11 protein-coding genes are annotated in these 12,265 nt (G+C 62.5%); 3 read left to right on the plus strand and 8 right to left on the minus strand.

The genetic code is table 11. The features are described from left to right. Positions 1 to 225: 225 nt before the first annotated feature. Genes AABE10_RS26945 through AABE10_RS26955 form a run of 3 tightly spaced genes read right to left on the minus strand, consistent with a single transcriptional unit; the run spans position 226 to position 6,190 of the window. Positions 226 to 1,686, minus strand: a complete 1,461-nt coding sequence (locus tag AABE10_RS26945) for an efflux transporter outer membrane subunit (RefSeq protein WP_342936246.1) — start codon at positions 1,684 to 1,686, stop codon at positions 226 to 228. 19 nt (positions 1,687 to 1,705) lie between these two features. Further along, entirely contained in the window at positions 1,706 to 2,983 is a 1,278-nt protein-coding gene (locus tag AABE10_RS26950) for an efflux RND transporter periplasmic adaptor subunit (protein WP_342936247.1), read from the minus strand. Between the two features lie 9 nt (positions 2,984 to 2,992). Continuing rightward, on the minus strand, positions 2,993 to 6,190 hold the full coding sequence (locus AABE10_RS26955; RefSeq protein ID WP_342936248.1) for an efflux RND transporter permease subunit: 3,198 nt from the start codon (positions 6,188 to 6,190) through the stop codon (positions 2,993 to 2,995). 351 nt (positions 6,191 to 6,541) lie between these two features. Here AABE10_RS26955 and AABE10_RS26960 point away from each other — a divergent pair, with 351 nt between their 5' ends. Continuing rightward, a complete protein-coding gene (locus AABE10_RS26960; RefSeq protein WP_342936249.1) occupies positions 6,542 to 6,868 on the plus strand; it encodes a DUF4148 domain-containing protein in 327 nt (108 codons plus the stop codon). A gap of 132 nt (positions 6,869 to 7,000) precedes the next feature. On the opposite strand, the gene AABE10_RS26965 is transcribed toward AABE10_RS26960, so the two are convergent. Together AABE10_RS26965 and AABE10_RS26970 are read right to left on the minus strand one after the other, a co-directional pair. After that, a complete protein-coding gene (locus AABE10_RS26965; protein ID WP_342936250.1) occupies positions 7,001 to 7,696 on the minus strand; it encodes a hypothetical protein in 696 nt (231 codons plus the stop codon). 228 nt (positions 7,697 to 7,924) lie between these two features. Then, on the minus strand, positions 7,925 to 8,185 hold the full coding sequence (locus AABE10_RS26970; RefSeq protein WP_342936251.1) for a hypothetical protein: 261 nt from the start codon (positions 8,183 to 8,185) through the stop codon (positions 7,925 to 7,927). Between the two features lie 10 nt (positions 8,186 to 8,195). Between AABE10_RS26970 and AABE10_RS26975 the strand changes: the two genes are divergently transcribed. Beyond that, positions 8,196 to 8,555 (plus strand): hypothetical protein, encoded by a 360-nt coding sequence (locus AABE10_RS26975; protein ID WP_342936252.1) that lies wholly within the window; start codon positions 8,196 to 8,198, stop codon positions 8,553 to 8,555. Between the two features lie 109 nt (positions 8,556 to 8,664). Beyond that, the gene (locus tag AABE10_RS26980) at positions 8,665 to 9,099 is read left to right on the plus strand and encodes a response regulator (RefSeq protein WP_342936253.1); all 435 of its coding nucleotides are present in this window, start codon (positions 8,665 to 8,667) and stop codon (positions 9,097 to 9,099) included. 39 nt (positions 9,100 to 9,138) lie between these two features. On the opposite strand, the gene AABE10_RS26985 is transcribed toward AABE10_RS26980, so the two are convergent. The 3 genes from AABE10_RS26985 to AABE10_RS26995 form a co-directional block, all read right to left on the minus strand. Next, the gene (locus tag AABE10_RS26985; RefSeq protein WP_342936254.1) at positions 9,139 to 10,533 is read right to left on the minus strand and encodes an FAD-binding oxidoreductase; all 1,395 of its coding nucleotides are present in this window, start codon (positions 10,531 to 10,533) and stop codon (positions 9,139 to 9,141) included. Between the two features lie 191 nt (positions 10,534 to 10,724). Continuing rightward, positions 10,725 to 11,621, minus strand: a complete 897-nt coding sequence (locus AABE10_RS26990; RefSeq protein ID WP_342936255.1) for a hypothetical protein — start codon at positions 11,619 to 11,621, stop codon at positions 10,725 to 10,727. A gap of 283 nt (positions 11,622 to 11,904) precedes the next feature. Then, the coding region (locus AABE10_RS26995; RefSeq protein ID WP_342936256.1) for a hypothetical protein at positions 11,905 to 12,265 on the minus strand (361 nt) is incomplete at its 5' end.

Here is a 12,265-nt window from a genome sequence, read left to right on the forward strand (position 1 = left end):
TGCCGCCGCACGAAGAGCCGCACGTTCGACCGTACTGTGACACCACGCGGTCCTGTGCTCGGGGCAGCTTGGATACGTGAAAACCGAGTACGCCGCGACGATCAGGAGCGGCGCAGCCCGGATAGCAACGGCTCGCGCGCCCCGATCTCGTCGCAAATGCGTATCCATTCACGACGGCCTGGACTGCGACCACAATCACACGCAGCATGCTAACGCGGCGCTTCGTCATTCGGGCGCTTGCGCATCCGCCAACGTCCCGCGATCCCATCCGCCGCCGAGCGCCTTTAGCAACTGCACGCTTGCGTCGACTCGACGCGCGTCGATCTGATCCGCCGTGCGCTCGTTGGTGAGCGCGATGGTCTGCGCGGTGACCACGTCGAGATAACTGACGGCGCCTGCCTGATAGCGGTTGGTCGTCAGCTTCAGCGAAAGCTCAGCCGCCGATGTCGCGCGTTGCTGGCTGTCCGCTTCGTTCGCGAGCGTATTGAGCGCGGCCAGGTTGTCTTCGACCTGCTGAAACGCGACCAGCACTGCTTGCCGGTAATCGGCGACGGCGCCGTCATATTGTGCAGTTGCATTCTTCAGGACGGCCGTGCGTCGGCCGCCGTCGAAGAGCGTCCCGGCGATCTGCGCGCCGAGCGACCAGAAAAGGCTGGGCGCGGTGAACCACGGCGCGAAGTACGTGCTTTCGAGACCGGCCGCCGCCGACAGCGTCAAGTCCGGATAGAACGCCGCATGCGCTTCGCCGATCTGCGCATTCGCCGCCGCGACGCGCCGCTCGGCGGCGGCAATGTCGGGGCGGCGCTCGAGCAGTTGCGACGGCACGCCCGTCGGAATCTGCGGCGACGCGATTGCCTGCACTTTCGGCGGCAACGCAAACGACGAAGCCGGCTTGCCGATCAACGTCGCGATTGCGTGCTGAAGCTGCGCGCGCTGCACGTCGATATCGCTGTCCTGCGTGCGCGTGCTTTCGAGCTGCGTTTGCGCCTGAGCGACGGCGGACGCATCGATCGCGCCGTCCTTCAGTTGCTGCTGCACGATCTGCAGCGCGGCGGCGTAGGCCGTCACGGTATCGTCGAGCAGCTTCTTCTGGCGGTCGAGTGAGCGCAAGTCGAAATAGTCGATCGCGAGATCGGTGGCGACCGACAGGCGCACCGATTGCAGATCCGCTTCGCTCGCCTGCGCGTTGTCGCGCGCATTCAAGGTCGCATCCTTCACGCGGCCGAACAGATCGGGCTCCCAGCTTGCCGCGACGCCGACCGAATAGTCGGGCACGGTCTTGCCCGCGAGGGACTTGCCCGCCACATTCTGCGACGTGCGCGCCCGCGATTGCGCCGCGGCCGCCGTGACGACAGGCGCGTAGCCCGCGCGCTGATAGTCGACCATCGCGCGCGCCGCTCGCAGTTGCGCGACGGCCTTGCGCACAGTCTGGTTCGACACGTCGACCTGTGCTTCGAGACGATTCAACTCGTCATCGCCGTAAAGCGCCCACCACGGGCCGCGCGGCTGCGCGTCGGCGGGCGCGGCAACGGTCCAGCCGGACGCCGCCTGCGGCGTGCTTGCATAGCGATCGGGCACGGCCGCTTGCGGCTGCGAATAATGCGGCAAGGTCGAGCACGCGCTCAACGCAGATGCGATGCCGATGACGAGCGCCTTGCGGAAAAACGATACGCGGACATTGAACATGATCAGCCTCGCCTTGCGCTCAACTGTGCTGCTGCGCAGACTTCACAGCCGCCGTCGGCGTGGTCGGCGCCGTCGAGACATGCACGGTGTCGCCGCTGCTGATCGCGTCGCCGGGATTGTCGATCACGCGGTCGTTCGCTTCCAGCCCGGTCGCGACTTCGACGTAGGTGCCGAAATCGCGGCCGATCGTCACCGTCCTCAACTGCACCTTGTCGTCGTTGCCGACCACTGCGACGATGACGCCATCTGGCCGGAAGAGCAGGGCGCTCGCGGGCAGTTCGAGCGCCGGATGCGCCGTTTGCAGCGCGAGATGAACCTGCGCATACGCGCCCGGAAGCAACGCGCGCTCGCGATTGTCGACGTCCACTTCGACGCGCAACGTGCGGCTCACCGGGTCGATCGAACCGGCGCTGCGCGCGACCGTCGCGTCGAAGCGGCGGCCGGGATATTGCTGCGTCGTCAGATAGACCTTCGTTTCCGGCGACACGCTGCTCGCATCGTCTTGCGGCACGTCGACATAGACGCGCAAGCGGTCCGTCTGCTCGATGTGAAAGAGTTCGCCCGCGTTGGCCGCAAGTCCCGGCGATCCTCCCGCCGTCACCAACGCGCCGACGTTCACGTTGCGCGCGGTGATCACGCCGTCGAAAGGCGCTGTCACTTTCTCGTACGACACCAGCTCCGTAAGCCGCGCGACATTCGCTTGCGCCGCCTGCCACGCAGCGAGTTTCGCCGCGCTGTCGCTCGTCTTCGCGTCGGCGTCCTGCTGCGAGACGGACTGCGTTTGCAGCATCGTCTGCCAGCGCTGCGCAGTGCTGCTCGCAAAGCGGTAGTTCGCTTTGGCGTTCGCCTCGTCGGCGCGCGCCTGCTGAAGCTGCGCGTCGAGCTCAGGCGTATCGATGTCCGCGAGCGTTTGCCCCGCCTTCACTTTCGCTCCGATGTCCGCATACCAGCGCTGGATATAGCCGCTCGTGCGCGCGTAGATCGACGCATCGGCGCAGGGCATCACGGAGCCCGGCAACAGCAGTTCTTGCGACGCGGGCGCGCGCTTCGGCGTCACCGCATCGACGGTCAAATAGCGCTGCGCGTTCGCCTGATCCGCGAGCGCTGTGCTTGCGTGCAGGCGCGGCACGATGCCGATCGCGAGCAGCGCGGCGGCAATGGCCGCGAGGAGAATCGGCAAGACGAAGCGCATGCGCTTGCTGGCGATGGCGGGTTGCTGCGTGCCGGCAGAATCGGCAAGCGCGAGGTTCGTGCCGGAGGACGGTTCGCGCTCCGTCGACAGATTGGGCGTGGTCATGGCATGTCCTTATTGAGCGTGTGTGGTCACGTCGGCGCGCTTTGCGTCGGCATGGGCGCGGCGCTTCGCGAGCCACGCATGCACCATCCCGAAGACAACGGGCACGAACATCAGCGTCGACAGCGTGCCGATCGCGAGGCCGCCAATCACCGCGCGGCCGAGCGGCGCATTCTGTTCGCCGCCATCGCCGAGGCCCAGCGCCATCGGCAACATGCCGATCAGCATCGCGAGCGCCGTCATCAGCACGGGGCGGAAGCGGTTGAAGCCCGCATCGAGCGCGGCGGTGAAAGGCTCCATGCCGGCGGCGAGCGACTCGCGCGCAGTGTTGATGACGAGAATGCTGTTGGCCGTCGCGATGCCGATGCACAGGATCGTGCCCGTCAGCGCGGGAACGCTGAGCGTCGTATGCGTGGCGAACAGCATCCACGCGATGCCCGCGAGCGACCCCGGCAAGCCGCTGACGACGATGAGCGGATCGAGCCACGACTGGAAATTCACGACCATCAGCAGATAGACGAGCGCGATCGCGAACACCAGCCCTGCGCCGAGGCCGGCAAACGACTCGTTCATCGACTGCACCTGACCGCGAATCACAATCGACGAACCGGGCGGTAACTGCGCGCGCGCCGCATCGACGAGCTTCGTCACGTCCGCAGCGAGGCCGCCCAGATCGCGCCCTTGCGTCGACGCGAAAATGTCGAGCACGGGCTGCACGTTGTAGTGCGATACGACAGCCTGTTGCGAGCTGCGCGACATCGTCCCGAGCGTGCCCAGCTGATTCTGCGGATTCACGCTGACCTGGTTCGTCGTCAGCGGAATGTTGGCGAGCGTTTGCAGCGAATGAATGTCGTACTGCGGGACTTCCGCCATCAACGGATAGCTGACGCCGTTCTTCGGATCGAGCCAGAAATTCGGCGTGGTCTGCGAACTGCCCGACAGCGCGATCAGCAGATTCTGCGCGACATCCTTTTGCGTGAGCCCCGCTTGCATGGCCTTCGTGCGATCGACGTCGACGTCGATGGTCGGCTCGTCGCCGGGCTGCTGGATGCGCGCGTCGACGAGGCCGCGCACGCTGCGCATCCGCGCAAGCAGCTTGTCCGCGACGACGCGGTTCTGCGCGAGCTTGTTGCCGACGATCTGCACGTCGATGGGCGCGGGCAGGCCGAAGTTCAGTATCTGGCTGACGATGTCGGCGGGCAGGAACGCGAACGTGACGCCCGGAAACGATGCGGCGAGCACGTTGCGCAACCGCGCGACGTATTGAGCGGTGGGCTTGTGATCGGGCTTGAGCGTCACCATGATGTCGGCGTCTTCGGGGCCGATCGGGTCCGACGAGTCGTAGGTCAGGTTGATGCCGCTCACGGGCACGCCGATGTTGTCGAGCACGGCCGCCTGTTCCGACTGCGGAATCACGGTGCGTATCTTCGCTTCGACTTCGTCGGTGAAGCGGGCCGTCTGTTCGATGCGCGTGCCCGTCGGCGCGCGAAGATGCAGACGGATTTCGCCCGTATCGACAGCGGGAAAGAAATCGCGGCCCGCGAACGGAATCAGCGCGAGCGATCCCACGCACAGCGCAAGATAGACGGGAATGAAGCGGTGGCGGCTCGAAATCGCGCGTCGCAAGACGCGGCGATAGCCGTTGCGCAATGCTTCGAAGCGGTGTTCGAAGCGGGCCTGAAAGCGCGCGAAGATCGCAAGGCGGCCGCGCGCGGCATCACCGTTCTTCGAAGGCGCGCGCATCAGGTACATCGCGAGTGTCGGAATGAGCGTGCGCGAGAAGAAGTACGACGCGCACATCGCGAACACGACGGCTTCCGCCATCGGCACGAACAGATAGCGCGCGACGCCCGAGAGCAGAAACATCGGCACGAACACGATGCAGATCGCGAGCGTCGACACGAACGTCGGCACGGCAATTTCTCCGGAGCCGTTCAGTATCGCGTCGTGCAGCGGCTCGCCTTTTTCAAGGTGATGCGTGATGTTTTCGATTGCCACGGTCGCATCGTCGACGAGAATGCCGACCGCCAGCGCCAGCCCACCGAGCGTCATGATGTTGATCGTTTGCCCGAGTGCCGACAGCGCGATTAGCGACGTGAGCACGGCAAGCGGAATCGATACGGCGATGATCAGCGTCGCGCGCCAGCTGCCGAGAAAGAGCAGGATCATCGCGGCCGTCAGGCACGCGGCGATCAGCGCTTCGCGCACGACGCCCGAAATAGCGGATTTCACGAACACGGATTGATCGGAAAGCGGCGTGATGTGCAGTGCGCTCGGCAGGCCCGCCGCGATCTTCGGCAGCATCGACTTGACCTGCTGGATGATCGTCAGCGTCGATGCGCTACCCGTCTTTTCCACCTGCAAGAGCGCCGCGCGCTTGCCGTCGCTGCGCACGATATTCGTTTGCGGCGCGTAGCCGTCGATCACGTGGGCGACGTCGCGGACATAGATCACGCTGCCGTTCACGGTCTTGATGGGCAGATCGTTGAGCGCGGCGACCGTGTCGGTGCTGCCGTTCATCTCGACGTTGTATTCGCGCGAGCCTATCTTGGCGGTGCCGCCCGGCAGGATCAGGTTCTGCGCGTTGACGGCATTGACGACGTCGCTGGGCGCGAGGCCTTTCGCCTGCAGCGCCTTCGGATCGAGCTGCACCATGATCTGCCGGATCTTGCCGCCGTACGGCAGCGGCACGGCGGCGCCCTGAACGGTCGCGAGCTGCGTGCGGATGAAGCTGTTGCCGAGATCGTAGAGCGTCTGTTCGGGCAGCGTCGGGCTCGAAAGACCCAGTTGCAGCACGGGCACCGTCGACGCGTTATACGTGATGATGTTCGGAGGCAACGTGCCCGGCGGCAGGACGCGCAGGATCGATGCGGAGTTGGACGCGGCTTCGGCGATCGCGCGATTGATGTCGGCGCCCGGATGAAAGAACACCTTCACGACGGACACGCCATTTAGCGATTGCGACTCGATGTGCTCGATATCGTCGACGTCGCTCGTGAGCGCGCGCTCGTAGTTCGATGTGATCCGATGCGCCATGTCCTCGGCGGAGAAGCCGCTGTACGACCAGACGATGCTGACGACGGGAATGTCGATGTTCGGGAAGATATCCGTCGGCGTGCGCAGGATCGCGAGCGGCCCGACGATAAAGAGCAGCACGGCCAGCACGACAAAGGTGTAGGGCCGCCGCAGGGCCAGCTTGACGATCCACATGACGTTTCCTTGGACGATGAACTGTCGGCATGCGCATGCGCGGTTCACGCGCGGGCATGTCATGGGGTCGCAGTGTGGCGGTGGCGCACTTACTCATTAGTGACTGGCACATTACAAATCCGACATCTTGCGCGGCGATTGATGGACCGTGATGCATGCCCATTGAGTAGATGACGCATTTGTCATGTGAGAGACAGGCTTAGGTCAGCACTCATTGCACACAATGACGTTAACCCTTTGCGAACCGAAACCGACAAGAGACGAACCACGCGAATCTGCGGCGAAGGGCATTGGGGCCGCCTTCGACAGGAAGGTGGCGCTGGTCAACGACTCACATGCAGGTGAACCATCATGAAAGCACTGATTCAGGCCGTAATCGTTTCGTGCGCGCTGGCTGCGCCGGCACTCTCTTTTGCTCAGGCCGATCAAGGGCCGGTCACGCGCGCTCAGGTGCGTGACGATCTGCAACGCGTCGAACAGGCGGGCTATCGTCCGGGCGGCGACGAGGCGACTTATCCTGCCGATATCCAGGCAGCCGAAGCGAAGGCATCGTCTGGCGAGCAGCAGCCGATGGAGCGCACGGCCGTCGGTGGCGTAGCGCCGAATGGCTCGATGCAGATGGGTGCGCCCAACACGACGGACGGACATCCGAAGTCGATTTTCTTCGGCGGGCAATGAGCGCGACGCGGCGAGCGCAATACGCTCGCCGCATGTCTTGAGAAGTCCGCGCCGGAATCCCGCGGCAAGGACCGAGAGGAAAACAAAGTGCGAGGCGAACGCTCGTAGCAGATCGTCAGCGTCGCAGCACGTTCACTGATCGTCGCCGCTGTGAGCGGCTTCGCCCGTCGCGCCATCCGAACCTTGCGAGCCGGTGCGCGCCGGCTTCACGTGCTCGCTTGTGCGCTCCGCTCCCGTACTGACTTGCTCCGCGGCCGCCGTCGCGGGTGTATCGACCGTTTCGCCGAGAGTGGGTGCCATGCCGCGAATCGGCATCACGTCATCGGGCGTCGTTGCGGGATTCGCTCGCGGCGTCCTGGGGCGATGGCGATGCGGGGCCGTCGTCTTCTTTGCGGCCTTTGCGCTGGCCTGCGTGGCGGGCTGCGCATCCGCCACGACCGCGGCGGCTTTATTGTTGTCAGCGGGCGCGGCATCGTGCGATTGCAGTTCGCGCTGTAGTGCCAGTGCCTGTGGATTGTTCCTGTCGAGCATCAGGATCGCGTCGACCAGCACTTTCGCGGATGCGCGGTCGTGACGGTCCAGGCTGTCGCGCGCCGCTTGCAACGTGGACGCAAAGCGCGGATCGAGCGGGCGTCCGGGCGAGATCGCGTCTATGTCAGCGGCTGTTGTGTCGTGAAGCGGCAGGTAAGTGTTGTCGCGCGCGCTGGCAGCCGCCGCTGTTTTCACGTCAGACGGATGATGCCTGTCGGGGTCGATCAGCCACGCCGCCACGACGGCGCCGCCGATCAGCAGCCCCGTTAGGGCAAGACTTTTTGTCTGACTGATCATGCTGGCCATCCCATCAGAATGTGAGCATTGATCTGATCTACGCGGCGCGGTTTCCCCTCAATGGTAAGTGTCAGTGTGCGGCGCTTGCGACGCCGGGTCCGACAATGATTAGTCGCGGTCGGACAGCAACCGGCGATAGACACGCATCGACTTCTCGACGAAGCGCACGCTTTCTTCTGTTGGATGCGTACTTACGGACGATCGCCAATCGTTGGCTATCGTCAGACACTACGCGCTCATCACCCGCGCATCGCAACGCCCTGATTGCGCGCGAAGTCCTTTAATTTTCAGGCACTCAGGATCGTTTAGACGATACGCATCCCGGCATTGGCATAAGCCGTGCAATTGTGGATGCGGGCGCAACGACGACCGGTTTCGTGCAGCCGCTACGGCGTCGGCAATATCGATCGGATTCCGAAAAGCGAGTTGTTCGTTCGAGCCTCTTTGCTGGTGCGCGGCCTGGCCGATCGTTCCATCAACGTTGAACATGGCGCGCGCAATGGACCTGAACCGGGTGCATGGGATGTTCGACACGCTTATTGGAGTCGTCATGAAAGCGAAATCCCTCGCCGCGCTGCTGGCCGCGTGCGCTTCTACGCTGGCTGTTCCGTCTTTCGCGGGCGGCTATGGCTCAGCATCCTCCTCCGATTACCCCGCGGCCCATGCATCCGGATCTCAGTCCGCATCTCATCCCGTATCTCATCATGCTCAAGCCGTTCGCACCAGGACGATGAAACACGAGCAGGGCAGCATGGACGATCGGAACCAGGGCGACGTCGGCGGCGACGAGTTCACGCGTTCGCAGTCGGGCCATCGCGAACCGTCGGATACCCTCGATCCGATGTATCACGGCGGTTGACGCGCAAGGTCACAGAGCGCAATGAATCGCACTCTATGACCACATTCCTTGAACAGATCGGGCTTTATTCATATGATTGAATCTTTCCGTATTCGCGGAGTTTGCTGCGATGGAACGCGCCCTTCTCGTCGACGACGAGCCGTCCACGCTCGATGCATGGGCGAGCGCGTTTCTGCAGGCGGGCTATGAGGTACTGACGGCCGCCGACGGCGTCGAGGCACTCGAATTGCTGTGTGCATCGGCCGTCGATTACGTCATTGCGGATCTGCGCATGCCCCGCATGTCGGGCGGCGTGTTATGCGAGCGCATGCGCGACGATGCGACGATCGCCGACGCCATTTTCATCCTCGTCTCGGGCGAACTGACGCCGCCTGCGTTCGTCCGCTACGACGGCTACTTTCGCAAGCCGCTGGACCTCGCGGCCCTGTTCGAAACGATGCATCGTCTGCGTTTCAGTACCGAGCGCGTGTATCGCGGTTTGGGTGAAGCGCGCCTTCACCGCAATGCGCCCGCGCAAAAGTCGATACGCAAAACAGACAGCTGATTGAAACAGGCCTGGTGTCGCATTCGTCAGCGAAGGCGCTTACAGTACTTTTCCCGGATTGAGGATGCCTTTGGGATCGAGCGCGTTCTTGAGCGTGCGCATCAGTGCGAGTTCAGCGGGCGAGCGCGAATAGTCGAGAAACGGCTTCTTGTGCGTACCGATTCCGTGTTCGGCAGAGATCGAGCCTCCCATCGCGCGCACGACCTCATATACGACGACATCGACTGCATGCACGCCTTCGGCTGGCAGTACCTCGATGGATACGCCGATGTGTACGTTGCTGTCGGCGAGATGTCCAAAGAAAAGACTGACAACCTGCGGCCAGTGCGAGATCAGCGCCTTCTCGCAGCGCTCGGCAAATTCGCCGATAAGCGCTATCGGCAGGCTTACATCGTAGTTGATCAGATTGGGCAACTCGTCTATCGCGAGGCCTTCGCGGATCAACCATAGCGCTTGCGCCTGCTGCAACGAAGACGCGAGGACGGCATTGCCGACAAGACCCGCTTCGAGCCAGGCGCCGAGGCAGTTTTCAAGGCGCGCAGCGCTCGCTTTCGCATCGTGAGCGGCCGTCGCGCATTCGATCAGAACATAGAACGCCTGCTGGGCCGGCAAAGGCGCCTGCACGCCGGGCGTATTCGCCGACACGTAGCGATAGAAGTCCGGCCACATCACTTCGAAGCTGCTGGCATCGGGCAATTGCGCGCGGACCTGCTGCCAGAGCGCGACCACCGACTGATAGTCCGGCACCAGGCATAGGCACGTCGAAGCCGACGGAAGCTCGGGATAGAGTTTGAGCACTGCGCGGGTAATCACACCGAGCGTGCCTTCGCTGCCGATCAACAGGTGCTTCCAGTCGTAGCCGGTGTTGTTCTTGAGCATCTTGTTGAGCGAGCCGACGATCGTTCCGTCGGCGAGTACGGCTTCGAGTCCGAGAACCTGATCGCGCACGACGCCGAAGCGGATTGCGCGGTTGCCTCCGGCATTGGTCGCGAGATTGCCGCCGATCTGGCAGGAGCCGCGCGCACCGAGGTCGTACCCCAACTCCAGGCCGGCTGCGCGTACTGCTTCCTGTACCGTCTGCAGCACGGTTCCGGCCTTCACGGTGACGGTGCTGGCCGCGGCGTCGATTTCTTCGATTCCGCTGCAACGCTCCATCGACAGCACGATCTCACCGCCCAGCGGGACTGCACCGCCTGCGAGACCCGTCATGCCTCCCTGAGGCACCACTGCCACGCCGAGACGATGACAAAGCCGCAAGACCTGCGACACCTCTTCGACCGTACGTGGACGCGCGAGCGCCAGTGGACGGCTGCCGGGTGCCTTGCCGAAACCTGTGAAGTAGCGCGGCGCGACGTCGATACCCGGCGTCACGAGGTCGGTTCCCAGTTCCTTTATCAATGTGGCGAGGATGTCGGCTTGGTTCCGCAATTCCACTTGAATGCTCCAGAGGCGGCAGGGTCAGCCAGATGCTGACGTGCGAGCGCGCACGTCGCCGGCAGACGCTCACTATTGCCGACTAGCCGGTTCCGCGCAATCGATTAATCCGCATGCAATACATGATAAAAAATGATGCGTCATCGCGCGTGGCGGGCGCGCTTGCGTGCGTGAAGCGGGGAAATCGGAAATCAGATTCTGTTCCTGAATTTGGGGATGCTCTGCAATGTCGAACGGAACCGCGCGGCAATCTTGCCGAATCCATCCGGCGTGGGATGAAGTTCATTTGCCCAGTCACGGGATGAGAGCGTACCTTGCGTTTCGACGAGCACGACATCTTTGTTGATCGCGCACAGATCGTTCAGCCTGCTTTTAAAGGCTTCGAGAATGGCTTTCACAATGTGCCGGCCTTGCTCGACATTGGGCCAACCTTGCTCCACTAGCGAAGGCCGAAGCCAGGGGCCTGCGAACGGACACGCGCCAATGCCCGTTGGAATCGCGAAGTCGTATGCGTGAAGCAGTATGGTTGCATTGTTGGCGTATCGATTTCGTATTCGTATCAACTCGAGATAGGCGCCGTTGATAACACCCAGTATGTCGCGCAAGAGTTCGTCGTTGAGGGCTTGAGTCGGGTCGTTATTCACGTCCGCCGCATTCTCCAGCCAGAAGCGGAACTGGTCACCAACCAGATCGTTGCCCCCACCTGAGAACATGAGGACATCGATTGGGCCGTGTGTCGGTTCACTGATGTAGTCGATCAATCGCTGACGTTTCGTCACGCCCATCAGGGTGGTCGTTGCATCGCCATAGTGGGCGAGTTTCATCATCGCGGGCGTCAGTGTTGCCTGGTCTTTTAGGCTGTCCGCGATGTCTGTATGACCGATCAACGGAAGCGGATAGTCGAACCATGAGTCGCCGTCGGCCACGATGATCAACGGAGTGCGGCCTCCCGACCGATGACTGCGCTGTTGCCTTATTTCGTCGACGCGCGCCTGATTTTCTTCCGCGCGTCGTTTCAGATCTTCTTCGATCCAGCGCTGTGTTTCGCTGTAGACGTTGTTCCCTGCGGTGGCGTCATATGTGCTCACGATAGCCCTCGATCCTCGGTCTCGTCGTATCGACAGTGATAGACACCCGACGTGCCGCTTTCAGATCGCGCGGCGTGTGCGCCCGCGTTCATCGAGTGTGTGCCAAAAGACTAGTCAACGGAGGAGCGTTAAACAACCGCGTGGCAAGCGTTCCCTGATAGCCGGATGCACCTGGTCCGGCGAACCGACTTGCCAATTGCGCAATGAAGTCGAGCGCACGAAGAGTACAAAGGAATTCCTGAGTGCCTCTTGACAGATGCGATTGCTATATGTGCATAACCGCCTATTTTGGCCCGAAAAAAATTATTTGCAGAAATGCTTGACGCGGTGAATGGCGATCCGCATAATTCGGCCTCTCCAAACGACGGGGACGCGAAAAAGCAGCAGCTTTTAGCGGATGTTCTTTAAAAACTAACAGCCGACAGATGTGGGTGCTCGATGATGGCGCGCGGTGGTTCTTCGGAGCTGCCGGAGGCGAAAGTAATCGAGTCTCACACAGAAAGAAATTGAGGAAGGCTTGAGCAATCAAGCCATCTGTCAGTGATTTTGAGTGAGCGACCGGTTTCGAAAGAGACCGAAAAACAGTAACAGGTTTGAACTGAAGAGTTTGATCCTGGCTCAGATTGAACGCTGGCGGCATGCCT

The organism is Paraburkholderia diazotrophica, assembly GCF_038900755.1.
In the GTDB taxonomy this organism is placed as follows: Bacteria; Pseudomonadota; Gammaproteobacteria; order Burkholderiales; family Burkholderiaceae; genus Paraburkholderia; species Paraburkholderia diazotrophica_A.

Excerpts from the sequence above, each read along its gene's own strand:
- AABE10_RS26960 (WP_342936249.1), top strand. The coding sequence starts at position 6,542 with ATGAAAGCACTGATTCAGGCCGTAATCGTTTCGTGCGCGCTGGCTGCG.
- AABE10_RS26980 (WP_342936253.1), top strand. The coding sequence starts at position 8,665 with ATGGAACGCGCCCTTCTCGTCGACGACGAGCCGTCCACGCTCGATGCA.
- AABE10_RS26970 (WP_342936251.1), bottom strand. The coding sequence starts at position 8,185 with ATGTTCAACGTTGATGGAACGATCGGCCAGGCCGCGCACCAGCAAAGA.
- AABE10_RS26965 (WP_342936250.1), bottom strand. The coding sequence starts at position 7,696 with ATGATCAGTCAGACAAAAAGTCTTGCCCTAACGGGGCTGCTGATCGGC.
- AABE10_RS26975 (WP_342936252.1), top strand. The coding sequence starts at position 8,196 with ATGGACCTGAACCGGGTGCATGGGATGTTCGACACGCTTATTGGAGTC.
- AABE10_RS26945 (WP_342936246.1), bottom strand. The coding sequence starts at position 1,686 with ATGTTCAATGTCCGCGTATCGTTTTTCCGCAAGGCGCTCGTCATCGGC.
- AABE10_RS26955 (WP_342936248.1), bottom strand. The coding sequence starts at position 6,190 with ATGTGGATCGTCAAGCTGGCCCTGCGGCGGCCCTACACCTTTGTCGTG.
- AABE10_RS26950 (WP_342936247.1), bottom strand. The coding sequence starts at position 2,983 with ATGACCACGCCCAATCTGTCGACGGAGCGCGAACCGTCCTCCGGCACG.